Source organism: Pseudomonas sp. CFBP2511, from assembly GCF_030209255.1.
GTDB lineage: Bacteria > Pseudomonadota > Gammaproteobacteria > Pseudomonadales > Pseudomonadaceae > Aquipseudomonas > Aquipseudomonas avellanae.
The window spans coordinates 1-25,853 of record NZ_JARVSI010000003.1; the positions used below are offsets into that span (position 1 = coordinate 1).

General features: G+C 61.6%; 20 protein-coding genes. 11 read left to right on the plus strand and 9 right to left on the minus strand.

The annotated features are described in order from the left end of the window. A partial coding sequence (locus QRN38_RS02305) for a hypothetical protein (protein WP_285362361.1) occupies positions 1-180 on the plus strand: 180 nt, incomplete at its 5' end. Between the two features lie 12 nt (positions 181-192). Here the strand turns inward: QRN38_RS02305 and QRN38_RS02310 are convergent. From QRN38_RS02310 to hflK (QRN38_RS02325), 4 genes are read right to left on the minus strand one after another with little or no spacing between them, the layout of a single operon-like run. Beyond that, positions 193-2,118, minus strand: coding sequence for a cation-translocating P-type ATPase (locus QRN38_RS02310; RefSeq protein WP_005768304.1), 1,926 nt, complete (start codon positions 2,116-2,118; stop codon positions 193-195). Then, a complete protein-coding gene (gene hflK / locus QRN38_RS02315; protein WP_057419147.1) occupies positions 2,115-3,185 on the minus strand; it encodes a protease modulator HflK in 1,071 nt (356 codons plus the stop codon). The genes QRN38_RS02310 and hflK (QRN38_RS02315) overlap by 4 nt, the downstream gene beginning before the upstream one ends. Continuing rightward, positions 3,182-4,219 carry a protease modulator HflC gene (gene hflC, locus QRN38_RS02320; protein WP_010206167.1) on the minus strand — a complete coding sequence of 346 codons (1,038 nt, stop codon included), beginning with the start codon at positions 4,217-4,219 and terminating at the stop codon, positions 3,182-3,184. The genes hflK (QRN38_RS02315) and hflC overlap by 4 nt, the downstream gene beginning before the upstream one ends. 11 nt (positions 4,220-4,230) lie before the next feature. After that, positions 4,231-6,177: a protease modulator HflK gene (gene hflK / locus QRN38_RS02325; protein WP_054090624.1), complete on the minus strand. Its 1,947-nt coding sequence runs from the start codon at positions 6,175-6,177 to the stop codon at positions 4,231-4,233. Positions 6,178-6,519: 342 nt separating this feature from the next. Here hflK (QRN38_RS02325) and QRN38_RS02330 point away from each other — a divergent pair, with 342 nt between their 5' ends. The 10 genes from QRN38_RS02330 (at position 6,520) to QRN38_RS02375 (ending at position 19,489) form a co-directional block, all read left to right on the plus strand. Further along, complete coding sequence (locus QRN38_RS02330; protein ID WP_005768296.1) at positions 6,520-7,137, plus strand: CDP-alcohol phosphatidyltransferase family protein; 618 nt, start codon at positions 6,520-6,522, stop codon at positions 7,135-7,137. A gap of 32 nt (positions 7,138-7,169) precedes the next feature. Beyond that, complete coding sequence (locus QRN38_RS02335; protein ID WP_007244973.1) at positions 7,170-8,927, plus strand: bifunctional alpha/beta hydrolase/class I SAM-dependent methyltransferase; 1,758 nt, start codon at positions 7,170-7,172, stop codon at positions 8,925-8,927. Beyond that, the gene (locus QRN38_RS02340) at positions 8,924-10,279 is read left to right on the plus strand and encodes a phosphatase PAP2/dual specificity phosphatase family protein (protein WP_057419146.1); all 1,356 of its coding nucleotides are present in this window, start codon (positions 8,924-8,926) and stop codon (positions 10,277-10,279) included. Before QRN38_RS02335 ends, QRN38_RS02340 begins: the two co-directional genes overlap by 4 nt. Positions 10,280-10,302: 23 nt before the next feature. Beyond that, on the plus strand, positions 10,303-10,758 hold the full coding sequence (locus QRN38_RS02345; protein ID WP_054090626.1) for a hypothetical protein: 456 nt from the start codon (positions 10,303-10,305) through the stop codon (positions 10,756-10,758). Positions 10,759-10,766: 8 nt separating this feature from the next. Continuing rightward, the gene (locus tag QRN38_RS02350; protein WP_054090627.1) at positions 10,767-11,387 is read left to right on the plus strand and encodes a lysophospholipid acyltransferase family protein; all 621 of its coding nucleotides are present in this window, start codon (positions 10,767-10,769) and stop codon (positions 11,385-11,387) included. Continuing rightward, positions 11,387-12,316 (plus strand): phosphatidate cytidylyltransferase, encoded by a 930-nt coding sequence (locus QRN38_RS02355; RefSeq protein WP_057419145.1) that lies wholly within the window; start codon positions 11,387-11,389, stop codon positions 12,314-12,316. Before QRN38_RS02350 ends, QRN38_RS02355 begins: the two co-directional genes overlap by 1 nt. A gap of 400 nt (positions 12,317-12,716) precedes the next feature. Beyond that, positions 12,717-14,336 carry a glucan biosynthesis protein D gene (locus QRN38_RS02360; protein WP_057419144.1) on the plus strand — a complete coding sequence of 540 codons (1,620 nt, stop codon included), beginning with the start codon at positions 12,717-12,719 and terminating at the stop codon, positions 14,334-14,336. 597 nt (positions 14,337-14,933) lie between these two features. After that, entirely contained in the window at positions 14,934-16,235 is a 1,302-nt protein-coding gene (locus QRN38_RS02365) for a hypothetical protein (protein ID WP_057419143.1), read from the plus strand. A gap of 1 nt (position 16,236) precedes the next feature. Next, entirely contained in the window at positions 16,237-17,544 is a 1,308-nt protein-coding gene (locus QRN38_RS02370; protein ID WP_057419142.1) for a glycoside hydrolase family 113 protein, read from the plus strand. Positions 17,545-17,602: 58 nt separating this feature from the next. Continuing rightward, entirely contained in the window at positions 17,603-19,489 is a 1,887-nt protein-coding gene (locus tag QRN38_RS02375) for an acyltransferase family protein (protein WP_057419141.1), read from the plus strand. 141 nt (positions 19,490-19,630) lie between these two features. Here the strand turns inward: QRN38_RS02375 and QRN38_RS02380 are convergent, their stop codons facing one another. The 5 genes from QRN38_RS02380 to QRN38_RS28110 form a co-directional block, all read right to left on the minus strand. Then, positions 19,631-20,269, minus strand: coding sequence for a response regulator transcription factor (locus tag QRN38_RS02380; protein ID WP_005768277.1), 639 nt, complete (start codon positions 20,267-20,269; stop codon positions 19,631-19,633). Next, a complete protein-coding gene (locus QRN38_RS02385) occupies positions 20,269-21,336 on the minus strand; it encodes a sensor histidine kinase (protein ID WP_005768275.1) in 1,068 nt (355 codons plus the stop codon). The genes QRN38_RS02380 and QRN38_RS02385 overlap by 1 nt, the downstream gene beginning before the upstream one ends. A 49-nt stretch (positions 21,337-21,385) precedes the next feature. Then, positions 21,386-22,690, minus strand: a complete 1,305-nt coding sequence (locus QRN38_RS02390) for an ABC transporter ATP-binding protein (RefSeq protein ID WP_005739694.1) — start codon at positions 22,688-22,690, stop codon at positions 21,386-21,388. Between the two features lie 31 nt (positions 22,691-22,721). After that, on the minus strand, positions 22,722-24,476 hold the full coding sequence (locus QRN38_RS02395) for an ABC transporter permease (protein WP_057417695.1): 1,755 nt from the start codon (positions 24,474-24,476) through the stop codon (positions 22,722-22,724). Between the two features lie 498 nt (positions 24,477-24,974). Continuing rightward, positions 24,975-25,838, minus strand: coding sequence for a methyl-accepting chemotaxis protein (locus QRN38_RS28110; RefSeq protein ID WP_407719243.1), 864 nt, complete (start codon positions 25,836-25,838; stop codon positions 24,975-24,977). Positions 25,839-25,853 lie beyond the last annotated feature (15 nt).

The window sequence follows — 25,853 nt, forward strand, 5'->3', positions numbered from 1 at the left end:
GCGAAGGGTTGCGAAGCGGCCCTAGAACAGGCCACCTTGATTTTACCGGGTGCACTGTGCTTACCTGTTTTGCTGCCGGTTCCCGGCAGTTCGCGGACAAGCGAAGCGTCGCCCGGTCCGCGGCAGAATCCGCACTTTCCGGGCTTCATAACTTACGTACCGAGCTGGAGCGAGAAGTGACGCACAACGCACCTACAGCTTCATCAACGGCTCCTGAAAGCGCAACAGACGCCCGGCATTGCCCAACACCAATAAGGTGCTGAGGTTGTGCAAAATGGCGGCGACCATCGCGCCAGCGGCGCCTAGCAGGCCAAAGGCGGCCAGGGCCACGATGGCCAGCGTCCAGCCCAGGCCGATGATCACGTTGACCTGCAAGGTCTGGCGGCACTGGCGGCTGAGTCGTACACAGGTGCCCAGGCGGCGCAGGTCGCTGCCGATCAGGACGATGTCGGCAGACGCCAGCGCGATGTCGGCCCCGCCCGCCCCCATCGCGACGCCGACCACACCGGCCTTGAGGGCCAGCGAATCGTTGACCCCGTCGCCGACCACCATCGGCCGGAAGCCGCTGGCGATTTCGCCCATCACCCGGTTGAGTTTGTCTTCCGGCAACGCCTGCGCATGCACATCAGCGATGCCGATATCACGCGCCAGGTTATCGGCCACGCTTTGCCGATCACCGGTCAGCAATAACTGCCGCCCCATGCCCAGCTCGCGCAGTTCAAGCAGCGCGGCCTGGGCTTCGGGCTTGACGCTGTCGGCCAGCAGCAGCCAGGCCAGAAATACACCGTCCAGCGACAGCCCGGCCAGCGGGCCGTCGTGTGCCGGTACCTGCGGCGTGACAATCCCCAGTTGTTCAAACAACTCAGGTCGGCCCAGTGCGGCATCGCCGTGCTCAGTCGCCGCCAGCACTCCCAGCCCCTGGCGCTCACGAGTATCGGTCAACGGTAGCAGGCGGCTATTATCCACAAGCCCGGCCAATGCCCGACTGACCGGGTGACTGCTGGCCGAGCCCAGGCTTGCCGCCAACTCCAGCAGTTGTGGATGTTCTGCACCCTGGGCCTGTACCGACTGCAAACGCAGACGACCGTAGGTCAGCGTGCCGGTTTTATCCACAACCAGCGAGTTCAAGTCAGCCAGCTCTTCAAGAAACGCTGAACTGCGGATCAAGATGCCGTGCCGTGCCGCGACGGCAATGCCGGCGATGGCCGTTGCCGGAGCCGAGAGCACCAGCGCGCACGGACAGGCCGCAACCAGCACAGCGAGCATTGCCTGCGCATCCTGGGTGATGAACCAGGTCAGCGCCGCGATCAGCAACACAAGCACCATGTAACTGCCTGCGTAGCGTTCCAGCAGGCGGGTGATGGGCGGTTTGGAGCGTTCGGCGCTCTGCATCAGCGCGATGACCTTGCCCAGCGTGGACTGATCGCCGATGCGGGTCACTTCGATACGCAGCAGGCCATCCAGATTGATCGCACCGCCAAACACTTCAATGCCGACACTGGCTTCCAGCGGCACTGACTCGCCGGTAATCGACGACGTGTCCAGGCTGGCCTGACCGAACAGTACCCGACCGTCTGCCGGGACCCGATCACCGGCGCGCACTTCAACCTGGTCGCCGGGTTTCAGTGTGGTGTTGTCGACCTCAAGAATGCTCCCGTCCGCGCTCAGCAACCGAGCCTGACTGCGGGTCAGACGACCCAGCGCTTCGATGGCTTCCTGCGAGCCAATCACGCTGCGTTCTTCCAGCACGTGGCCGAAGATCATGATGATCGGCAGCAGTGCCGCGGTCATCAAGTCGCCGGTGGCCCAGGCACCGAGCATGGCCAGCGCAATCAACTGGTCGGTGATGCCGTGCAGGCTTGGATGCCGCAGGCTGTGCCAACCGGCGCTGATCACCGGGATGGCCACCAACAGTGAAGCCGCACCCAGCAGCAACTGACTGACGCCGTTCTGCTCCGGGGCGATGAAGCGCCAGATCAGGCCCAGCCCCAGCAGGCCCAATGCCAACATCGCCAGCGTCAGTTGCCGGGCCGCGCTGCGCTGTTCTGCGTTGCTCAACAGGCTGCCGGCCGCTTCTGAGTGAACAGCGTCGTGGGTGTGAACGGCTTCGCCACTCATTGCGGTGCTCCCTGGATAATCAGGCGGGAATCGTCTCGGGGATCGACGGTGGTGACCGAACCTGCCTGGTGCAGAATACCCGGCACACGTTCTCGATAAAGGCGTTGCATGAGGCCAGGATCGCTGCGGTTCTGCGCCGACTCTGACAGGCTGACGACCGTCGCCGTAGCGGCTTGGGCCTTGGCCAGCCGTTCAGAGGCCTGGGCATGCGCCACCTGCAGGGTTCGGTCGGCTTGTTGATTGGCGGTCTGGGTCAGCTTCTCGGCCTCAGTGCGTGCGTTGGCCACCGCTTGATCCGCTTGCTGGCTGGCAGTCAACACGGCATTGAACGCATCGACCGCGGCCTTCGGCAGACTCGACTGCACGTCCACCCGCGCCACCTCGACGCCAATGCCCATCCCCGTCGCGTTGAGCTCGGCCAGACGTTGATTGATGCCGCGCACCAGATCGCCACGCAGTCGCTCGCGGCGTTCGGCCGCCTGACTGTCTGCGCCGATCAGCTCGGGCCGGGCCACCAGAATAGTGTCCAGATCCCGCGCAGCGGTGAGTGCCACTGCGCTGCGATTGACCAGCCGGTCCAGCGCGGGCAACACATGATCGCCCTGCAACACGAAGGCATTGGGGTCAGTCACTTTGTAGAACACCGTGACGTCCAGCTGCACGACCCCGGCATCGCCGGTCAGCAGAAAACCGGAACCTGCCAGTGCATCGCTCATCGGTGCCGACAGGGTCACGATTTCATCCGCTTTCAACGCAGCGGGCGAGCGCAGCAGGGTTTCCACGCGCCGCTCGATCACTCGATCCGCCGAGGGCAGCAGCACCACGTGCTCGAAAGGTTGCGGCCAGGCGGTCAGCAAACCCGCGTTTTGAACCCGCTCGAGCGCACCGAAGCGCATCACCACGGCACGGTTCTGCGGATCGATCTGGCGCACGTTGGACGTTACCCAGCCAAGCGCGGCCAGCAGTGTCACGCCATACAACCCGATGAACGCCAGACGGCTGGCCTGCAGCCACGGGCTGTTCACAGGCGGTCGTTGCGCCACGGGTTGGTCAGCCGCTTCGCTCATGGTTGTGTTCCACCCTTGCCGTCCAGCGTCGGCGGGCCGTCCACCAGCACACGGAATGGCGCAGCGTCAGTGCGCAAAATCAGTCGGGTGCCCGGCGTCACGATGGTGCCCAGCGTGTCCAGCGAGCGCAGCAGGTTGTACAGCTGTGGCGAACCGGCGTAAGCGCGACCGTAGATCTGCGCGGCTTCGACACGCGACTGCGCTTCGATATCGGCGGCTTTGACCGTGGCATCGGCTTCGACGATACGCGCGTCACGCTCGGCGGCCGAACGTATCTGCGCCGCTTCACGCTTGCCCGCGGCGGTGCGCTCGGTGGCGATGGTTTCGCGCTCGGCACGCATGCGGTCCACGGTCGCGTTGAGCGTCACCGATGGCAGGGTCAGTCGCTCGACGCCGACTTGCAGAACACGAACGCCATACGTCGCCAGCAGTTGCTGATCGATCTGCTGACGCAGCTGGTTTTCGAACGCGGTGATGTTCACTTTGCTCGCGTCGGTGTTCACCAGGCTGGACAGGTCAAAGCTGCTCGCCGTGGTCTCCAGCGCAGAACCGACAAAGGTACGGATCTGCCGCGCCGCTTCGTCAGGCTGGTTTTGTACCGCACGCATGAAGCGCTGCACGTTGTCAGCATCGCCCTGCACCTGCCACGCCACGTAGGCTTGAACGATGATGCGCAGGCCGTCGCGGGTGCCGACATCCTGCAAGCCGCTGGAGGTGGTGCGCAGGCGCAGGTCCACCGGAATGGTCGCCTCGAACGGCGCAGGCCAGCGCCAGTTCAAGCCGGGGTCGAGCAGTACACGGGACGGATTGCCGAAACGGGTGACCACCGTTGCCTCGCCAGAACGCACCTGCACCAGGCTGGCCGCGGCGATGGCAAAGGCAATCAGCAGCGCAGCCAAGCTCGCTCGCCGCCAGGGGAACACCGACGGCCCGGTCGCTGCGTGATGGTGGTGATGATGACCATGACCGCCATGCCCATGACTGGCGTGACTATCGTGGTCGCTGTGATCGTGATGATGATGGAACAGACTCAAGGGACGACTCCTTACTGAACGGCTTTACGCGGCGCCGTTGGGTCTGCCGGTGGGGTGAACGAACGCAGGTCGATGGTTGGCGCGTTGTCGCCGCCCAGTCGGTGGTCGAGTATCAGCAACTTCGCATTGCCCAGGCCCTCGGTGAGGCGGGCCAGGTATTGCTCGAGCAGAAACGCCTGCCCTGCCTTGGCGTAAGCCTGGCGCTCGGCACTGAAACGCAGGTCTGCACCTTGTGCGGTGGCCAGCACTTCCCGGGCTCCGGCGCTGGCCTGATCGCGGGCAACGCTGGCGTTGAGCTGAGCCTGGTTGGCCTTGTCACTGGCGGCGCCGCGCTCGCGCGCAATCAACGCCTGAGCACCGATCTGCGCAGCCTGCACGGCGTGATAGGCGTTGGCGGCACCGGCCGGCGGGTGGATCGCTTCGACCACGGTGGCGAGCAGCTCGACACCGCTGTCCAGGCGCTGCAAGTCAGCCTGCACAGCCTTGCCGATATCGTCGGCCAGGCCGCTGCGTTGCTCGCCGAGCAGCTCATCAAGGGTACGTGAGGCAAAATCGTGCACCAGCACGCGGCTGGCGGTGCTGCGGATCAGCGCGGGAATGTCGGCGCTGTTGTAGGTCGAGGCCATGACTGCCGAATCCGTCAGACCGATGCGATAGACGAAGCGCACGTCCATGTTGACGATCTGAAAGCTCTGCTTGTCGCCTGCGCTGCTGGCGATCACTTGAGATTTTTCGTTGATGTGGCTGGCGTCCCACAGGCGGTTGGCGCTGTTGGGCGGCGGTCCTTCGGCAGGGTCCAGGCTCTGCTCGGCGGCGTCGGCAGCAGACACACTGGTCGCCAGCTCATGCACTACACCGTTTTCCACCGCCAGAACCCGGCCGAACGGCCAAGGCAATCCTGCATGCAAGCCTGGCCCGAACACCTCGACCGGTTTGCCGAAACGCTCGTAGATGCCGCGCCCCTGCATCGGCACTTCGTGCACGCCGCTCAACGCCCAGCCCAGCGCCGCGACGACTGCCAGCACCGGCAAAAAGGCGCGACGCATGTAGGTGAAGGCCCAGATCTGACGCAGGTCGATACCAAAACGATTGTGCAGTTCGTGCTGCAAGGCCAGCAGCGGACGTGGCGGCCAGCGCAGCAGGTCGGCGACGAAGCTGCTCGCCAGCAGGCGCGGCTCGACAAGCGCAGTGCGCGGGCTGAACACCGACAGGCCCGCACGCAACACAAACTCCAGCGCAACGCCCAGCGGCAGCAGGCCGATCAATACTGCCAGCCGTGCAGGCCAGACTCTGTCCGCACTGGAGAAGAACAGGCACAGCGCGCCGATCAGCAGAACGATGAGGGTCATGCGCACCAGTTGCGCGAGCGGGCCGGCTTCTGGCGACTGGCCTTCTGGCTCGCTGCTCAGTTGCCGCTCGATAACCAGCAGGCCGAACGCCAACAGCAGCATGATGCCACCGACCAGACTGCCCGGCGCCGAAAGGTCAGTGCCGAGCAGGGTCAGGTTCCAGAAGGCGCGGATGATGATCAGCGCCAGCAATGCCCACCCGCCAAGCCACAGGGTCGAGCTGCCGATGTAACTGACCATCGACTGGCCTGCGTCGCTTAACCGGGCGAGCAGACGCTCGTACCAGCCGGTTTCATCAGGCGTTGCTGCGGTTTCAGGAGACTCTCCGCGGACAGGTGCGCCCCATGCGCGAGCCCGCCAAAGCGCCACGTGCCGTGCCGACTGCAAGCCTGCGCTGAGCAACAGCAAGGCCGCCGCCGCATTACCCAGCACTGCCATCCACAATGAGCCTGGCGAAAACAGATCAATGGACAGCGCCAGCAGCAGCGCGAACGCCGCCAACCCGCCGGTCACATACATCAGTCGCCCGAGACGCCGAACCTGCTGCACTGCCATCTGAAAACGCGGCAGACCTTCGAGGTCTGCGTGCTCACCCAAATCAACCCGCATCACTACCCCGGAACCCGCTGAATATTGCCCTGTAGAGAGCCCGATATCGGCTTCTATCAATGCCGCCGCATCATAGCGTTACGATATAACACGCAGAGTGAAACTTTCGTCAGGTTTCGCATTGGTCCAGCGTAGGGGGTGCAGCGCAGATTTGCGACGTGGAGCGCCGCGAAATGTCCGTCCACTCAAGCATTTGGCGGCAGAATCGTCTGCGCATTGAGACCTGTCGCACAAACACTGTTACGTAGTACCGGTCACATTATGTTTCACTAGCGCCTCGGCCCGCGCCGCTGCAAAGGGCGTTGAGCGTTGTAGTTATCCACAGACACGGATGCTCTTGCGTTGATTTCTATCTACCAGCTCAAACCGCGCTTTCAAAATCTGTTGCGCCCGCTCGTTCAGCACCTGTACGAGCGCGGCATAACAGCCAATCAGGTCACGCTCGCGGCGTGCGCCATCTCAGTGCTGATCGGTGCCGTCGTGGCCATGGCGATCCCGCATTACTGGGTGTTTGCACTGATCCCTGCGTGGATGATCGTGCGCATGGCGCTCAATGCCATCGACGGCATGCTGGCCCGCGAGTTCGGCCAGAAGTCCCGGCTTGGCGCCTACCTCAACGAACTGACCGATGTCATCGCCGACAGCGCGCTGTTTCTGCCTTTTGCGCTGCTTGTCGATGTCAGCCCGGGCCTGGTGCTGCTGGTGACCCTGCTGGCGATTTTCAGCGAATACGCAGGCGTGCTCGGCCCGATGGTCGGTGCATCACGACGCTACGACGGCCCGATGGGCAAAAGCGACCGCGCACTGGTCTTCGGCGTGCTCGGCGCAGGCGTCGCCATTGGCTGGCTGCCCGCCCTGTGGATAAACGTGATTCTGCTCCTCGTCTGTGCGCTGCTGGTGTACACCCTGTTCAACCGCGTGCGGCGCGGCCTGAGTGAAGCACCCTCCTCCCAGCAATAATCAAAACATCGTACTGGCATAAGGAAGTCGCAATGCGTGATGTGAATGATCAGCGCTTCACCACCCACGATGGCGTGGAGCTGTTCTACCGCCACTGGCCTGCTACACACCCGACGCCTGATGCGCCACGGCAAGCGGTGTTGCTGTTCCATCGCGGCCACGAGCATTCCGGGCGAATTGCGCATCTGGTTGATGAACTGGACCTGCCAGGCTTTGATTTTTTCGCCTGGGATGCCCGCGGCCACGGCCAGTCGCCCGGGGCCCGAGGTGACAGCCCGAGCTTTGCGACCAGCGTTCGCGACGTGCAGACCTTCGTCGATCACCTGCGCGTCACGTTTGATATTGCCGAAGAGAACATGGCGGTGATCGCGCAAAGCGTAGGCGCCGTCATTGCAGCGACATGGGCGCACGACTACGCACCGAAGATCCGCGCACTGGTCCTCGCCTCCCCCGCCTTCAAGGTCAAGCTGTACGTACCTTTCGCCCGCACGGGGCTGGCGCTGCTGCGCAGGTTCAAGGGCAATTTCTTCGTCAACAGCTACGTCAAGGCGCGCTTCCTGAGCCACGATCCGCAACGTATCGCCTCCTACGACAGCGACCCGCTGATCACCAAGGCCATTTCAGTGAATGTACTGCTGGGCCTGTATGAAGCCGCCGACCGTGTGGTTGCCGATGCCCAGGCGATCCAGATCCCGACCCAATTGCTGATTTCCGGCTCGGATTTCGTCGTGCATCGCGCGCCGCAGGAGCGTTTTTTCGAACAACTGGGCAGCTTGCGCAAGGAGAAACACATCCTGCCAGGGTTCTTCCACGACACGTTGGGCGAGCGCGACCGTCACTTGGCGCTGAGCCGCGCGCGGCGCTTTGTTTTGCAGAGTTTTGAAACGCCGATGCACCGCCCGTCGTTGCTGGACGCTGACCGGCTGGGCGCAACCTGTGCGGAGTCCGAAGAGCTGGCCGCGCCGTTGCCGCACAATTCGTTGCGCGACCTGTACTGGCGCATGACCCGCGCCAGCATGCGCCTTGGCAGCAAGTTATCCACAGGGGTGAAACTGGGTTTCGACACTGGTTTCGATTCTGGCAGCACGCTTGATTACGTCTATCGCAACCGACCCGCCGGCAAAGGCGCGCTGGGTCGCATGATCGACAAGAACTACCTGCAATCGATCGGCTGGCGTGGCATTCGCCAACGCAAGCTGCATGCCGAAGAACTGCTGCGCCTGGCCATGGCGCATTTGCGCAATCAGGGCAAACCGGTACGCATCGTGGACATCGCCGCCGGGCACGGGCGCTACATTCTGGAGTCGTTGCGGGGCGTAGAGCCGCTGCCGGAATCCATCCTGCTGCGCGACTACAGCGATATCAATGTGCGCGACGGCAGCCTGCTGATAGAGCAGAAAGATCTGGAAGACATCGCGCGCTTCGTCAAGGGCGATGCCTTTGACCGCAACGACCTGGCAACGCTGGACCCCAAACCGACGCTGGCGGTGGTGTCGGGGCTGTACGAGTTGTTTTCCAGCAACCAGATGGTCGGCGATTCGCTGGCCGGGCTGGCGGCAGCCGTCGAACCGGGCGGGTATCTGGTGTACACCGGGCAGCCGTGGCACCCGCAACTGGAGCTGATCGCCCGCGCCCTGACCAGCCATCGGGAAGGCCAGGCCTGGGTCATGCGCCGTCGCAGTCAGTCAGAGATGGACCAACTGGTGGAAGCCGCAGGCTTTCGCAAGATCACCCAGCGTGTGGATGAATGGGGGATTTTCACTGTGTCCCTCGCGCAGCGCATCCAGTGAGTGCGGTACGCGAGCGCGGCCTGTGGAAAAGAGCGGTCGTCTGGCTGGCGTTACTCGCGCCGTTCTTTTTCGCCAGTTACGGCTTTGCCACCTGGTATACGGCGCAGCGCACCGACGTCGGCAGCCTGGTGTTCGACTGGGAAGCACACATGCCGTTCTGGGCCTGGACCATTGTGCCTTATTGGTCCATCGACCTGCTTTACGGTTTTTCCCTGCTGGCCTGCCTGACCCGTCGGCAACTGGACACGCATGCCTTGCGCCTGTTCAGCGCGCAACTCATCGCCGTTACCTGCTTTTTGCTCTGGCCGCTGCGCTTTACCTTCGAGCGTCCGGAACTGGACGGCATCTTCGGCTGGCTGTTCGCGGTGCTGGCAGGCTTCGACAAGCCGTTCAATCAGGCACCGTCCCTGCACATCGCCCTGCTGGTGGTGCTGTGGGTCTGTTACGACCGCTACGCTCGGCACTTTCATGTCGCGTGGCGCTGGCTGCTGCACAGCTGGTTTGCCCTGATCGGCCTGTCGGTGCTGACCACCTGGCAGCATCACTTCGTCGACTTACCCACAGGCGCACTGGCCGGCTGGTTCTGTGTCTGGCTGTGGCCGGATGAGGGCCGTAGCCCATTGCTGGCGGCGCGCCTGACGCGACATCCCAAACGGCTCAGGCTGGCGTTGTACTACAGCACTGGCGCTGCGTTGCTGGCGATCCCGGCATTTGCGCTGGCTGGCGGCTGGTTGTGGTTGGCGTGGCCGGCACTGTCGTTGCTGCTGGTGGCGCTCAATTACCTGCTGTTCGATGCGGCCGGTTTTCAGAAACGTGCTGACGGACGCTTGTCTGCAGCCGCGTGCTGGTTGTTTGGCCCTTATATTCTCGGCGCGTGGATAAACTCGCGGCTGTGGACAAAAAAGCGGCCCGATCCGGATCAGGTTGTGGATAACGTATGGCTGGGTCGATTGCCCAGTGAGCAACAGATGCAGCCGTTTCAGGCGATTGTGGATATGTGCGCCGAGCTGCCAATCAATCCGGGCACGCGAAGTTATCAACAGGTCGCTGCAATCGACCTGATCCCGCCCGATATAGACAATTGCCTGCGCGCGGCAAAAGCCATCGAAAACCTGCGCCAGCATGGGCCTTTGCTGGTCTGCTGCGCACTGGGTTATTCGCGCAGTGCTACGGCGGTAGCGGCGTGGCTGCTTTATTCAGGCAGGGCAACGTCGGTGGATAACGCGGCGGCGCTGATCAGGGCAGCAAGGCCCGGCGTGGTTCTGCGTGAAGGGCATCTACAGGTTCTGGCTGATGTGCTGCGTAACCGCGAAGTCACTCGCACAGACACTCTGCCTATTGGCGCGCGATAGTTTATCCACAGGACGGACGGCTTATGTCACCTCACATGCACCTCTTGGTCACCGCCAGCCTGCTGCGTCGGGGTAAATCGCTGGATTATCTGTCCACAGGGCTGTTGCTGCTGAGCCTTGCGGCAGGTCTCGCGCAACTGTGGATAACGCCACTCAGCGCTTTGTTGGCGGTGTGGATCGTGGTCATGGTGCTGACCGGGCTGCTGGCAAAATCCAAGGCATTCCGGGTCGCTTTCGACGCAGACCTGTTTCAGATCATGGCCAGTCAGCCCAGCCAACTGGCTGATCGCACTCTGGAACTTGACCAGACCCTCAGCGAGCTGGGTTTGCAGCCTGTGGATAAAGGCGGTCGCGACTGGACGCTGCGCAGGCAGGGCGCGCTGCGGCAACTGCGCGTTCAGGTCGGGTACATCGCGCTTCAGTTGTTCTGGCTGGTCGGTTTCATCTTTCTCTTTCCCTGGCTGTCCTTTGCCCTATAGGAATTGTCATGTTCGAACCTCTGGTCGCCACGATCATCACCGCAGGCGCGCGCAGCATCACCGGTGCACGCAGCTTATGGCTGGGTTGCACGCCTGAGCTGCGGCAACGGATCTACTTTGCCAATCACAGCAGCCACGGCGACTTCGTGCTGCTCTGGGCCTCGCTGCCACCTGCGCTGCGCAAGACCGCCAGGCCGGTTGCCGGCGCCGATTACTGGCAGACCAGCCCGTTGCGGCGCTACATCATCAACCGCGTGTTCAACGGTGTGCTGGTGGATCGCAAGCGCAGCACGCCGGAAAGCAACCCGCTGCAACCGATGCTCGAAGCACTGGAAAACGGCGACTCGCTGATTCTGTTCCCGGAGGGCACACGCAACCCGGAAGACGGTTTGCTGCCCTTCAAAAGCGGGCTGTATCACTTGGCGCAGAGTTATCCACAGGTGGACCTGGTGCCCGTGTGGATTGCCAACCTCAACCGGGTCATGCCCAAAGGCCGCATGTTGCCGTTGCCACTGTTATGCACCACCAGTTTCGGCGCGCCTCTGCGTCTGGACAGCGAAGAAAGCAAAGAGCAATTCCTCACCCGCAGCCGTGACGCGCTGCTGGCCCTGGCACCGGAGCCGCTGTAATGGATAACCAGACTCAACTGTTGTTCATGGGCATCGGCATGGTTCTGCTGCTCGCCTCGCTGATCGGCTATGTGCTCAAGCGCAGGGCTGGCGGACCCAACTCGGTTATCGACAACCTCAACGCGCGCATCAATGCATGGTGGGTGATGGTGCTGGTGATCGGCTTCGCCTTCTGGCTGGGTCAGGGCGCGGTCATCCTGCTGTTCTACGCTGTTTCGTTCTACGCCCTGCGCGAGTTCCTGACCCTGACGCCGACCCGGCGCAGCGATTACCCGGCCTTGGTGGCGGCGTTTTACCTGGCGCTGCCGTTGCAGTACGTGCTGATCGCGATTAACTGGTACGGGCTGTTCTCGATCTTCATTCCGGTCTATGTGTTCCTGCTGCTGCCGATTCTGGCCTCTCTGGGCGGCGACAGTAAGCACTTCCTGGAGCGCGCCTCGAAAGTGCAGTGGGGCTTGATGATCGCGGTGTTCTGCGTCTCCTACGTGCCCGCCCTGCTGACCCTGGAGATCGCCGGCTACGAGGGCCGCAACCTGTTGCTGATCGCCTGGCTGGTGATCGTGGTGCAGATCTCTGACGTGCTGCAATACGTGTGCGGCAAGTTGTTCGGCAAACGCAAGATCGCGCCCAACCTGTCGCCATCAAAGACCGTCGAAGGCTTTCTGGGCGGCATAGCCCTCGCCTCGTTGATTGGCGGCGCACTGTGGTGGATAACCCCGTTCAATGCCTGGCAGGGCGTTCTGATCGCAGTGCTGATCAACCTGCTGGGGTTTGCAGGCGGCATTGTCATGTCGGCCATCAAGCGTGACCGTGGCGTGAAAGACTGGGGCCACATGATCGAAGGCCACGGCGGCATGCTTGATCGGCTGGACTCGGTTTGTTTCGCCGCGCCGATTTTCTTCCATCTGGTGCGTTACTGGTGGACCTGACGGCGCTTGCGATCTGCAAAATCGGTCGCCTGTAGGGGGGCCGACAGGCATTTGCCACGAATACCCGCCAGCAAAATGATTGCTGAATATTGCGTGGCAAATGCAGCGCTCGACGGCCAGGCACGCTATTGCCCTGATGACTCTCGCGCACCCGACTCCCTCGCAGGCCTTGTGCCAAGCGGCCACGAGCGTGATCGGACAGCTGTAATACGTTTGAAAAACGTCAGTTTTCAAGGCCTGACGCCGAATTCATTGCGCATGATTCGTGTTTTTTTTTGGCCGATTTCCGAACGGGATCTCGTCTTTGTTATCTGTTGTGGGTAGTTTGCGTTCGGCAAGGAGTCGTTGGCGCGCCATTTTTTGTGCAGGACGCACAGAATTACTCAGAGGCTTCACCCTTATGAATCGCAGAAATCTCCTGAAAGCGTCCATGGCGTTGGCCGCTTACGGCAGCGTATCGGCCTCAGGTCTTTATGCTGCGCGAGCACTGGCCGCAGCAGCCGATGGCGAGATCGAACACTTCGATTTTGCAGAGCTGCAAGCCCATGCCAAGAAGCTCGCAGGCAAAGGCTATGTGAGCAACAAGCAAGTGCTGCCACCCGTCCTGGCGAACATGACGCCGCTGCAATTCAATGCCATTCGCTACGACCCCAATCATTCGCTGTGGAAAGACGTCAACGGTCAGCTCGACGTGCATTTCTTCCACGTTGGCATGGGTTTCAAGACGCCGGTACGCATGTACAGCGTCGACCCGCAGAACAAGCAGGCGCGGGAAGTGCATTTCCGTCATGACCTGTTCAATTACGAAAGCAGCGGCATCGACAAGAACCTGGTCAAAGGCGACCTGGGCTTTGCCGGCTTCAAGTTGTTCAAGGCGCCCGAAATCGCCATCAACGACGTCGTTTCGTTCCTCGGTGCCAGTTATTTCCGGGCCGTGGACAGCAACAAGCAATACGGCCTGTCGGCCCGAGGCCTGGCTATCGACAGTTATGCCAAGCGTCAGGAAGAATTCCCCGATTTCACCAAGTTCTGGTTTGAAACACCGGACAAGAATGCCACGCGCTTTGTGGTGTACGCGCTGCTCGACTCGCCCAGCGCCACCGGCGCCTACCGTTTCGACATCGACTGCCAGGCCGGTCAGGTGGTCATGGAAATCGATGCGCACATCAATGCGCGTACCGATATCCAGCAACTGGGTATTTCGCCGATGACGAGCATGTTCAGTTGCGGCACCCACGAACGGCGCATGTGCGACACCATCCACCCGCAAATTCACGACTCCGATCGCCTGTCGATGTGGCGCGGTAACGGCGAGTGGATCTGCCGCCCGTTGAACAACCCGGCCAAACCGCAATTCAGCGCGTTCGCCGACAAGGATCCGAAAGGCTTCGGTCTGGTGCAAAGCGATCACGAATTCTCCAGCTATCAGGACACCGTGGTCTGGTACAGCCGTCGTCCAAGCCTGTGGGTCGAACCGATCACGGCGTGGGGTGAAGGCGAAGTCAGCCTGCTGGAATTGCCGACCACCGGCGAGACGATGGACAACATCGTGGTGTTCTGGACACCGAAGACGCCGGTCAAGGCCGGGGATTCGTTGAATTACGGCTACAAGCTGTTCTGGAGCCCGCTGCCGCCGGTGAGCACGCCGCTGGCTCAGGTCCACGCCACACGTTCCGGCATGGGCGGTTTCCTCGAAGGCTGGGCACCGGGCGAGCATTACCCGAAAACCTGGGCACGCCGCTTTGCGGTGGACTTCAACGGCGGCGGTCTGGATCGCTTGCCGGAAGGCACGGGCATCGAGCCTATCGTCAGCGTTTCTCATGGCAAGGTGCAGGACTTCAACATCCTCGTGCTGCCGGACATCAAGGGTTATCGCATCACCTTTGACTGGGTGCCGGACAGCGACTCGGTCGATCCGGTGGAAATGCGCATGTTCATCCGTACCGGCGACCGGACGCTGAGCGAGACCTGGATGTACCAGTACTTCCCGCCAGCACTGGACAGGCGCAAATACCCGTAAGGCGGGGGTTCCTCCTGAGAGGCCCGGAGAACGGGCTTCTGCCCGCAGGGCAAGGAGCGGACTTGTCCGCGAAGGGCTGCGAAGCGGCCCTAAAACAGGCCGCCTCGGTTGTATCTGCTGCACCGCGGCGGTAGGTTTTACTGCCGGTTCCCGGCAGTTCGCGGACAAGTCCGCTCCCACAAAAGCGAAGCGCCGCCCGGCCCGCTGCCGCGCAAAGCGTTTCTGCCCGCAGGGCGTAGGAGCGGACTTGTCCGCGAAGGGCTGCGAAGCGGCCCCAAAACAGGCCGCATCGGTTGTATCTGGTGCATCGAGGCGGCTGGTTTTGCTACCGGTTCCCGGCAGATCGTGGACAAGCGAAACGTCGCCCGGTCCGCTTCTAGAAAAGCCGAGTGCTCTACCGGATATCCACTAATCCTGACTAATTAATTGACAGTTCCCCGATCTGCGACTGATATACGTCTTGTCACGCCGTTGCGAGCATTCGCTCCAGACTTCGCTTCACCTCCCAGGCTCATTCGTATCGACGCGTTTATCCACAGCGTCGGGCGGTAGCTTTGTCCGCGTAATTTCCCTGATGCATATCAGAAGGCAGCCAGCATGGCGTTCAATCCTGCGAGCAGTGCCGACGCCAGGTCGTCGATGATTTCCTTTGATACATCCACTGCAGTGACATGGGTCGCTATCAGCCTGATGCTGGTCGAGACGTTTTCAGGTGCCCTGCGCTTCTATTTCGATCAGGCCGGCATCAGCCCCCTGCTCTATCTGCCCAAAGCCGCCTGCATCCTGTTGTTCATCCTCGAACTGCGCACGTTCAAGGCCGGGCGGCTGTTCTGGGCGTACATGATTCTATGGCTGATCTCAGGCCTGCTGGCGATGCTCCATCGCGCCAGTATCCACAACCTGGCGTTCAGTCTGTTTGCCTTGAGCCCGCTGCTGTTCGGGCTGGTCTGCGGCAAGCACCTGCTGCATCGCCGCACGCTGTTGCAATGGGCGATCGGTTTTTGCCTGCTGGCCTCGCTGCTGGGCGTGGCTCTGGACACATTAACGTCAGTGCCGTGGAAAGGTTACAGCTACACCCTCGGTGAAACCGAGCTGAGCGCCAACACCACATGGAGCGACGACCAGGTGGACCGCATTGCCGGGTTTGCCAGGGTGTCCAACGTGCTGTCGATCATGATCGCCTTCTACGCGCTGTACCTGCTCATGTTCCTGCGCTCGCGTCTGCTGAGGGTATTGCTGAGCGTGGTGGCGCTTTACGCTATCGTGCTGACCACCAGTAAAGCGCCGGCCGCAGCATTTGCCCTGACCATCGGCCTGTTGCTGATCCAGCGAATGAGCTGGACCTGCAGGACGCTCTGCGTGCTGGTGGTGTGCATCGGTTTGCTGCTGCCGACGCTGGGTCTGATCTTGAGTCCTGATGCACACACCGTGAGCAGCGGCGGCTCGCTGGCCTCGCTTTACGACCGGCTGATCAACACTTGGCCCACGCTGATCGACGCCATGAGCCGTGAAGGCTGGATGATCAGCGGCGCAGGCTTCGGCATGGTCGGCAGCACGATGGCCATCTTCCCGGTACAAGGTAGCGGCGTATTTTTAGGCATGGACAGCTCCGCCCTGTACCTGTGGGCGATGCTGGGCGTGGTCGGACTGCTCTTGTATGGGCTGCAGATTCCGCTGCTTTTCAGACTGCTCGATGACCCGACCCGCGTCGGCCGCATGCTGCTGGCCATCAGTTTTTGCTGGTGCCTGATCAGTTGGACCACCGACATGTTCGAGGTTGCGGTCGCCAACCTGTTTGTCGGTCTGGCGATTGGCTATGCCATTGCCCGCAGTGAAGCAGTCGCCTCACAAGGCCACTCTCCCGCGCTGCAGTTGATCACGCATGCGGAGCCACGCTGAGATGGCCGCCCTGAACGCATTTTCGTGCCGCACCATAGCGTGCCTGGCACTGCTCGCTTGCCTGAGCAGTGCTCCGGCTGTCCATGCCGAACCTGCTTTCATCGTGGGCGTCGGTACGCACCTGATGAATTACAACCGCCCCTTGCACAAACCGCTGATGCTCACTGCCGAGGCCGGTTTCAACTCGGTCAGGGACGATATTTTCTGGTCCACCGCAGAGTTTGCTCCCTATCACCTGCGGATCACCCCGCAATGGCGCAATTACCTGCGAACCGCCCAGGAGCGCAACTTGAGCCGGGTGGCGATCCTCGGTTACAGCACGTACTTCCACGACAACGCCAAGCCCCGTACACAGAAGGTGATGAAACCCTTTCTGAGTTACGTCGATTACGTCACCCGGCAGTTGGGCAATCGGGTGAGTTTTTACGAAATCTGGAATGAGTGGGACCTCGAAGCCCCCAAGGACCGTCAACTTGCCCTGGACTACGTCAGGCTGGTACAGAAAACCGCGCCGGTGATTCGCAAGAACACGCGCAGTGCCATCGGTCCACGGGCGAAGATTCTGGCCGGTGCAGTGACGCCTGGCGGCATGGATTCCGGTTTCGCTGACCCGTTGATCGAAAGCGGCGCGCTGGATCTGGTCGATGGTCTTTCCGTACACCCTTATGCCCATTGTGCCGCCAACGATGGCAACACCCCGGAAGCCTGGGTGCGCTGGCTAGCCGGTTACGAGCAGCATATTCGCCAAAAGGCGCGCCGCGCCGTGCCGATCTATCTGACCGAAACAGGCTGGCCAAGCCATCAGGGTGCGTGTGGCAAGAGCGAAACCACTCAGGCGCTGTACATGGCGCGTCTCTACTTTCTGGCCCGCACGGTGCCCAATGTCAAAGGCATGTGGTGGTACGACCTTTATAACGACGGGCCAGACCGCCGCGATCAGGAGCACAACTTCGGCTTGCTCAATGAAGACCTGTCGCCCAAGCCCGCCTACACCATGATGAAGGCGATAGCGCCGGTGGTTCGCGACTTCACCTATGACGTTCAGGCCAGCACGCTGACGCAGGACCTTTATCAGCTGTATTTCGACAAAGGCGACGAGCGCGTGCTGGTGGCGTGGGCCATCGGCAAACCGCGAGACATTCAGGTGACCAGCAAACACCCCATGAGCGGCCCTGTACGGCTGATCAATACCACTAACGCCGAGCGCGGCCAGGTCAACAGCGATCAGTTGTGGGCGTGTCATGACGATCATTGTTCAGCCTCGATCAGCCTGAGCGATTTCCCCAGGATCATTCGGCTGAGCCGTTAGCTGCCAGCCGCCGAATCTGCTTTTCCACCGCCCGCTTAACAATGGATGACTTTCTCAAATGGACTTCAGAAAAGACATCAATGGCCTGCGCGCCATTGCGGTTATCGCCGTGCTGCTGTTTCACTTTCACCCTGCCTGGCTGCCTGGCGGTTTTGCCGGGGTGGATGTGTTTTTTGTGATCTCGGGGTATCTGATTACCGGAATCATCATGCGCGGCCTGAGAAACGGCAGCTTCAGGTTGACGGCGTTCTATGCGTCACGGGCCAGGCGCATCGTCCCGGCACTGGCGGCGGTATGCCTGGCCTTGTTGCTGGCGGGCTGGTTTTACCTGCTGCCACTGGACTACAGCGCGTTGGGGACGCATGTGGCCAGCAGCCTGGGGTTTGTTTCCAATATTGTGTATTGGCGCGAGGCCGGCTACTTCACCGCCAGCGCCCATGAGAAATGGCTGTTGCACACCTGGTCACTGTCAGTCGAATGGCAGTTTTACCTGCTGTACCCGATCGCACTGCTGATGCTCAGCCGCTTCGTCGCGCTGCACAACCTGCGCTGGTGGGTGCTGGGCGGGTGCCTGACGGGTTTCATTTTTTGCGTATTTGCGTCGTCGCAATGGCCGGAGGCGGCGTTTTACCTGTTGCCGACCCGCGCCTGGGAATTGTTGTCAGGCGGCGTGGCGTGCCTGTTTCCGTTTCAACTGAGAGCCCTACAGCAGCGCGTTCTGGAACAGGTCGGGCTGGCAATGATCGTGGTCGGTTTCTTCGCGCTGTCAGTGCAGGACACATGGCCGGGGTACCTGGTACTGCTGCCGGTGCTGGGGACTTTCGCGGTGATCGCGGCAGCACGCAACGACTCGCTGCTGACCTGCAACCCGCTGTCGCAATGGACCGGCAAGCTGTCGTACTCGCTGTATCTCTGGCACTGGCCGGTGGTGGTGTGGATGAGTTACGCCGGCTGGCTGGGCGAGCTGCGCAACGTGTCACTCGGAATCGGCGTGGCCTTGATGCTGGCGCTGGCGTCGTGGCGGCTGATCGAGCAGCCCTTCGGCACACGCCAACCTGCGAGGCCCTGGAGGTTTGCCCCGCTCGGCACACTGATTGTTCTGGTATTCACGGGCGGCGCGCTGGTCAGTGCGACTCAGGGAGTGATATCGCCGGTGCGCCCGATCAGTCTTTCGGACAAGGCGCATTTCATCCAGGAATACGTTGACCGCCAGCACAACCTTTACGAACCTTACTGGCTGAAGTGTGACGCGTTTTCAGCCCAGACCCAGCGCGGTCAAACCGACATCGACGAGGCGTGCACGCGCAAACAGGGCACGGGGGGCGTGTTTCTGTGGGGCGACTCCCACGCGCAGGCGCTGTCGCTCGGGCTGCGCACGTTGTTGGCGCGCACTACGCCGTTCTATCAGGTAGCGTCGGCCAGTTGCCTGCCCAGCCTCAGCGACCATGACGGACGCGCGTCGGCGACCAGCCGGGCTTGTGATTATTCCAACCGCACCGCGCTGCAAGGCATCGAGAGGCTGCACCCGGATATCGTAGTCATCGCGCAAAAGGATAGCCACGACAAGACCGACTGGAACCGTATCGCAGCCCGGCTCAAGCGCCTGGGCGTGAAACACATTGTGTTGATCGGCCCGCTGCCGTCGTGGAATCCATCGCTGCCCAGCGTCATCGCCAACCGTCACTGGGGGCTGACCGAGTCATACATCAGCGATCCGGCGCTGGACCAGAACGTCATGGCGGTGGATCAGGCCACCCGCGAGCTGGCGGCGTCGGCGGGCATTCAGTTCGTCTCGCTGATCGACAAACTGTGCATCGCCGACGCCTGCCGGGTGCGTCCGGAAAACAGCACCTCACTGCTGCAGATCGACTCCGGGCACCTGAGCGCAGAGGGCTCGCTGTACGTCGTGCGCAATTACGTACTGCCGCGGTTGGTGAACGAGTAGACGCGAAGACGGTGCTTCAGACGTCTTACTTTCTGTGTTTTCGCCCGGTCCACTCCCACCAAAGCGCGTGGATACCTGGGCGTCGCCCGGTCCGCATGGCCTTCGGCCAGAATCAAAAGCGAACGAATGCGCGGACAGGGATCAATGAAGCTCTTTAAGCCGCTCGGCGAACTTGACCAGATCAGCCAGCGAGTCGGCTTCCATCTTGCGCATGACCGAGCCGCGTCGGACTTTTACGGTGATTTCACTCACGTTCAGTTGCGCGGCAATCTGCTTGTTGAGCAAGCCGCTGACGACCAGCGCCATCACCTGCTGCTCGCCCTGATTGAGGCTGGCGTGGCGGCGCTGCAAGCGGGCTTCGATCGCTGCGCTCTGGCGACGGCTGCGATCCTGCGCCAGCCCTTGCTGGATGGCATCCAGCAGGTCCTGCTCGCGAAAGGGTTTGGTCAGAAACTCAATCGCGCCCGCCTTCATCGCCCGCACCGACATGGGAATGTCGCCATGCCCGGTGATGAAAATGACCGGCAGAAAAATCCCGGATTTGGCCATATGCTCCTGAAAGTCCAGGCCGCTCATGCCCGGCATGCGGATGTCCAGAATCAGGCAGCCCGGCACATCAGGGCGTGAAGCCTCCATGAACGCTTTGGTCGAGCCGAACAACAGGCTGCGCAGGCCCACCGACGCCAACAGGTCTTCCAGCGACGAACGCACCGACAGGTCGTCGTCGATCACATAGATGATCGGCTCTTCGGCCTGCGGGGCAGCAGCGAGTGTGTTCATCAGGTTTCCATCTTTCCGGTGGGCAGCGTGAAGTGAAACGTAGCACCGATCGATGGGTTGGGCGTGACCCAGATGCGTCCGCCGTGGGCCTCGATGATCGATCGGCTGATCGCCAGACCAATCCCCATCCCCTCTTGCTTGGTGGTATAGAAGGCATCGAACAGCCGGTCGGTGTTGTCCGCCTGCACGCCGATGCCATTGTCGCGCACTGCGAAACCGATATCGCCGCCCTCGCGCCAATCGACCCGAATCTCCAGCTGTGCCTGATCCGTCTCGACCTTGCTCATTGCATCCACACCGTTGAGCATCAGATTGAGCAGCACTTGCTGGATCTGCACCCGGTCGGCCAACAGCGGCGGCAAACCCTCCGGGACCTCGACCGTCAGTGCGACGCCCTGCGCGTCTATTTCGCTGTGCGCCAGCGCCACGATCTCGGCCACCGTGTCGGCCACGCTGATCCACTCCTTGTAGGTCGACGAACGTTTGGCCAGCGCACGCACGCGCACGATGATATCGCCAGCACGATTGGCATCACCGATCATGCGCTCGACTGCCTGCCGGGCCTTTTCCAGGTTAACCGGTTCGGCGGCCAGCCAGCGCTGACAGGCGTTGCCGCTGATGACAATGGCCGACAGCGGCTGATTGACCTCGTGGGCAATGGACGCAGCAAGCTCGCCCAACTGATTGACCCGGGCGATCTGTGCCAGCTGCGAACGCGCCTCATGAACCGTACGGATGGCCCGAGCCAGGCGCAGCGCCAGCCAGGTGGTCATGGCGATGGCCGCCAGGCTGATGAAACAATTGACCAGCCCGGACGCCTCGCTGCCTCTGGAGGTGGTCAGCTCGTAACTGACCACCGTCAGCACCATGCACACCAGCGCAATGACAAGCACGCCCCTGACCGGCAGGAGCATGACGGCCAGCAAGACCACCGCGATCTGGAACACGCCCACGGCGATCTCCAGATCGGTCAGGGTGTCGGCGACCGCGATAACCAGCGCCAGCAACAGCAACGCGACCCACCTGACTGCCAGCGCAGCCTTGCTACAGGATTCCGGTTCGTGCATCTGCACCCTCTCGCTCTTCAAAAGGCCCGCCGAGTATGTCTTACAAACCTCAGGACGGGTTATCCAGGCTGAACTGATCGGCCAGCTCATCGTACGCGAACAGCTCGGCGTAGCGGCCCCATTGGGTAACAGCATTCAGGGTCTGCATGGCGTCGCTTTCGGACATGAAATCTTCCAGCTGATCACGAAAACGCCGCGCCGGTGCCGTGTGCGTAGGGCGATCATCCAGCACCCGCCGAATATGCGCGACCAGCGGCACGAAGCTCAGCAGATGCTGGGCAAACAGCTGCTTGCGCTCGTCCACATCCGCCAGTGCGTAGCGATTTGCAGCCGGCAGCAAACGTATGTCGCCCCCCTTCAGCTCGGCAAAACGCAGCAGTTGCAGGACTTCGGCAATCGGGAACAGCTCGTCGGCGTTGTAATGCAGTGCGCTGGCCAGTTCCGGCAGGTCGGCCTTGAGGCTGTAAGGCGGCGCATGGATCGCTTCGATCAGACCGGCCAGCGCATTGGTGGACACCTGCGGCAAGACCATGCCCAGACCGGTGCCCGGAAACACGCCCTGACGAATCTCGCCGGCATCGTTGTCCTGGGTCATCAGCACGTAGATTTCTTCCACCAATGCCCGGAAAATCGGGTCCTGACGATTGCGCGGCTGTGGCAGATCGACCTTGATCTCGCTGATCACCCGCCCCGGATTGGAGGAGAACAGCAGGATGCGATCGCACATCAGCACGGCCTCGGCAATGTTGTGCGTGACCATCAGGATCGACTTGATGGGCATGCGCCCTTCGCTCCACATGTCCAGCAGGTCAGTACGCAGGGTTTCGGCGGTCAGCACATCGAGCGCAGAAAAAGGCTCGTCCATCAGCAACACGTCAGGGTCGATCACCAGCGCCCGCGCCATGCCCACGCGCTGGCGCATGCCGCCGGACAGCTCTTTGGGGTAAGCGCTTTCAAAGCCGTCCAGGCCAATCAGGTCGATGGCCGCCAGCGCGCGCTTGCGACGCACGGCAGCAGGCACACGCTGCGCCTCAAGCCCGACTTCAACGTTTTCCAGCACGGTCAGCCACGGGAACAAGGCGAAGCTCTGGAACACCATGCCCACCGACATCGCCCGCCCCTGCACACGACGAGGGAAATTCACCTCGCCCTCGGTCGGCACCACCAACCCGGCGATGGAACGCAACAGGGTGGACTTGCCCGAGCCTGAGCGGCCCAGAAGACCGACGATTTCGTTCTCGTTGAGTTGCAGTGTCACGTCTTCCAGCACCAGGCGCTCCTTGCTGCCTTTGCCGTATACGTGTCGGACCTTCTGAACATCTACCAGGCAACGCGTTTCGACAGCCATCATCATGGCGCCCTCCCTAAAACAAAATCACACAAAATCACACCAGACTCAGACGTCGCTCGGCAAACCCGTACAGCGGGCGCCACAGCAACCGGTTGAACGCGATCACAAAAATCGACATGACGACAATGCCCAGCGCGACGCGTGGAAAATCACCCGCCTGAGTCGCGTTGGCGATGTAGGAACCCAGCCCGGCCGCCTGCAGATGCTGATCGCCCCACGACACGGCTTCCGCGACGATGCTGGCGTTCCATGAGCCGCCCGACGCCGTCAGCGCGCCGGTAACGTAGTAAGGAAACACGCCCGGCAGCGCCACACGACGCCACCATTGCCAACCGCGCATGTTGAACATGCTGGCCGCTTCGCGCAGGTCAGTCGGCAGTGCACTGGCCCCGGCGATCACGTTGAACAGGATGTACCACTGAGTGCCGAGCACCATCAGTGGCGATAACCAGATGTCCGGGTTGAGGTGCAGGCCGACGATGGCGATCACCGCAAAGGGGAACAGCACGTTGGCCGGAAACGCTGCCATGAACTGCGCAATCGGCTGCAACCGCTCGGCCCAGACCGGGCGCAGGCCGATCCACACACCGATGGGCACCCAGATCAGGCTGGCAATGACGATCAGCACGATCACCCGCAGCATGGTCGCCAGCCCCAGACCAAACGCGCCGACCATGTCGCTGAAGCCCAATGACGCCTCGATGAAATGGAACAGGTAGACACTGGCGGTCAGGCAACCCGCCATGACCAGCGCCAGCCACAGGTAGTCGATAACACGCACGACACCGGGCGTGGGCTTCACTTTCCACAGCCGGGAAACACCGCGCCCGTTGATCAGCATCAGGCCTTTCCACGGTGCCGCCAGCAGCGCGCTCAGCATGGGTGCCACACGCGAGCGGCCCAGCAGGCTGTACATCCAGGAGCGGGGACGCTTGGACGATGCGGTTTGCTCGAAGCGGAATTTGTCCGCCCACGCCACTATCGGGCGAAACAGAAACTGGTCGTAGGCCAGAATCACCAGCGCCATTGCGCCGACGGCCCAGGCAATCGCGGCAAGGTTTTTCTGCTCGATGGCCAGCGCCAGCCAGGAACCGATGCCGGGCAGGTTGACGGTGGTGTCGCCGACCGAAATCGCCTCGCAGGCCACCACAAAAAACCAGCCGCCGGACATCGACATCATCATGTTCCACACCAGCCCCGGAATGGCGAACGGCAGTTCCAGCCGGGTAAAGCGCAACACAGGGGACAGGCCGAACTGGCGGCTGACTTCACTCAGGTCGCTGGGCACGGTGCGCAGTGACTGATAAAAGCTGAACGCCAGGTTCCACGCCTGACTGGTGAAGATCGCAAAGATGGCGGCGCACTCGACGCCCAATTGCCGGCCAGGAAACATGCCCATGAAGAACGTCACCGTGAACGTCAGAAAACCCAGCACCGGAACCGACTGAAGAATATCCAGCGCAGGAATGATGACGTGCTCGGCCTTGCGGCTCTTGGCCGCCAGCGTGGCCACGACAAAGGTAAAGATCAACGACGCCGCCAGCGCAATGAACATGCGCAGCGTGGTGCGCAATGCGTACTCGGGCAACCGTGCAGGGTCGAGGCTCATCGGGCTTGAAGTGAGCACTTCAATCGGCTGCAGCATTTGACTGGCGCCAAACAGCACCAGCGCGACAAACAGCGCAAGTAAGGCCAGGCAAAGACCATCGGCCCAATACGTATTACGCGCACCGTGTTTTACAAAACGGGGCGCACGCAGGCTTTTACCGAGTTCAAATATAGAATGCATTGCTCACCTCGAATCGGCTGCACAGGCGCAGGCCAGTCGGCTTTACGAGCAGACGGGCTTTCAGCGATTACAGATAAAGGGCATTAATGGCTGCCGGATAATGAGGTAAAGCTTATAGGGATTTAAACAATAGATATAACCTGCAAAAGTAGGTCATGTTTATCTGTCAGTATGGGTTATATATACCAACGTATAGTGCTATGACTAACGTGCTAATAATGTGCGCAACAATAACCTCACTATCGTGCGACGCTCTGCGTCCGATCTTGAGTATGCGGCGCGGCGCAGAGTTGTGACGCAGAGCCTCGCGCAAGGCATTGCGACGCTGGAGCGTGCGCAACGATAATCTCAACTATCGTGCGACGCTCTGCGTCGAATGCCGTTCTGGACGCTCTGCGTCCGGTCTTGAATGAGCGGCGCAGAGGTGTGACGCAAAGCGTCACGCACGGCATCCGACGCTGGAGCGTGCGCAACGACAGGCGTCTCAACGCCCCCTCATCACACCCGGAAGTGGCTGACCATCATCTGCAACTGGCCACCCAGGCGGGCCAGTTCGACGCTGGATGCTGCGGTTTCTTCGCTGGCTTCGGCGGTCTGTTCGGACACGTCGCGAACGTTGACGATGCTGCGGCTGATTTCGTCGGCGACCGAGCTTTGTTGTTCGGCAGCCGCTGCAATCTGCTGGTTCATGGCCTGGATGTTCGACACCGTACGGGTAATGCTTTCCAGTGACGTACCCGCCTTGCGCGTCAACTCGACGCTGCTGTCAGTCAGCGTGCGGCTGCCCAGCATGATGCCCGACACCTGACGAGTACCGTTTTGCAAGGCAGCGACCAGGCCTTCGATTTCTTCGGTGGACTGCTGCGTGCGCTGGGCAAGACCGCGCACTTCATCGGCAACCACCGCAAAACCACGACCCGCCTCACCCGCACGCGCGGCCTCGATGGCCGCATTGAGCGCGAGCAAGTTGGTCTGTTCGGCAACCGCCTTGATCACGTCCATGACCTTGCCGATCTTGTCGCTGTCCTGCTCCAGCACATTCATCGCATCAGACGAACGGACGACTTCGGCAGCCAGTCGTTCGATCTGCTGGATGGCTTCGCCCACCACCTTGTCGCCCTCACGCGCCTGCTTGTCGGCATCCGATGCAGCAACGGATGCCTGCTCAGCGTTGCGCGCAACTTCGTGAACAGTGGCGGACATCTCGTGCATGGCAGTGGCGACCTGATCGGTCTCGACCTTCTGGCTGTTGACGCCAGCGCTGGTCTGCTCGGTGACCGCCGACAATTGCTCGGCAGCGCTGGCGATCTGCGTCACGCCGTCGCGAATCCCGGAAATCAGGTCGCGCAGGGTCGCGCCCATGCGCTGGATGCCCTG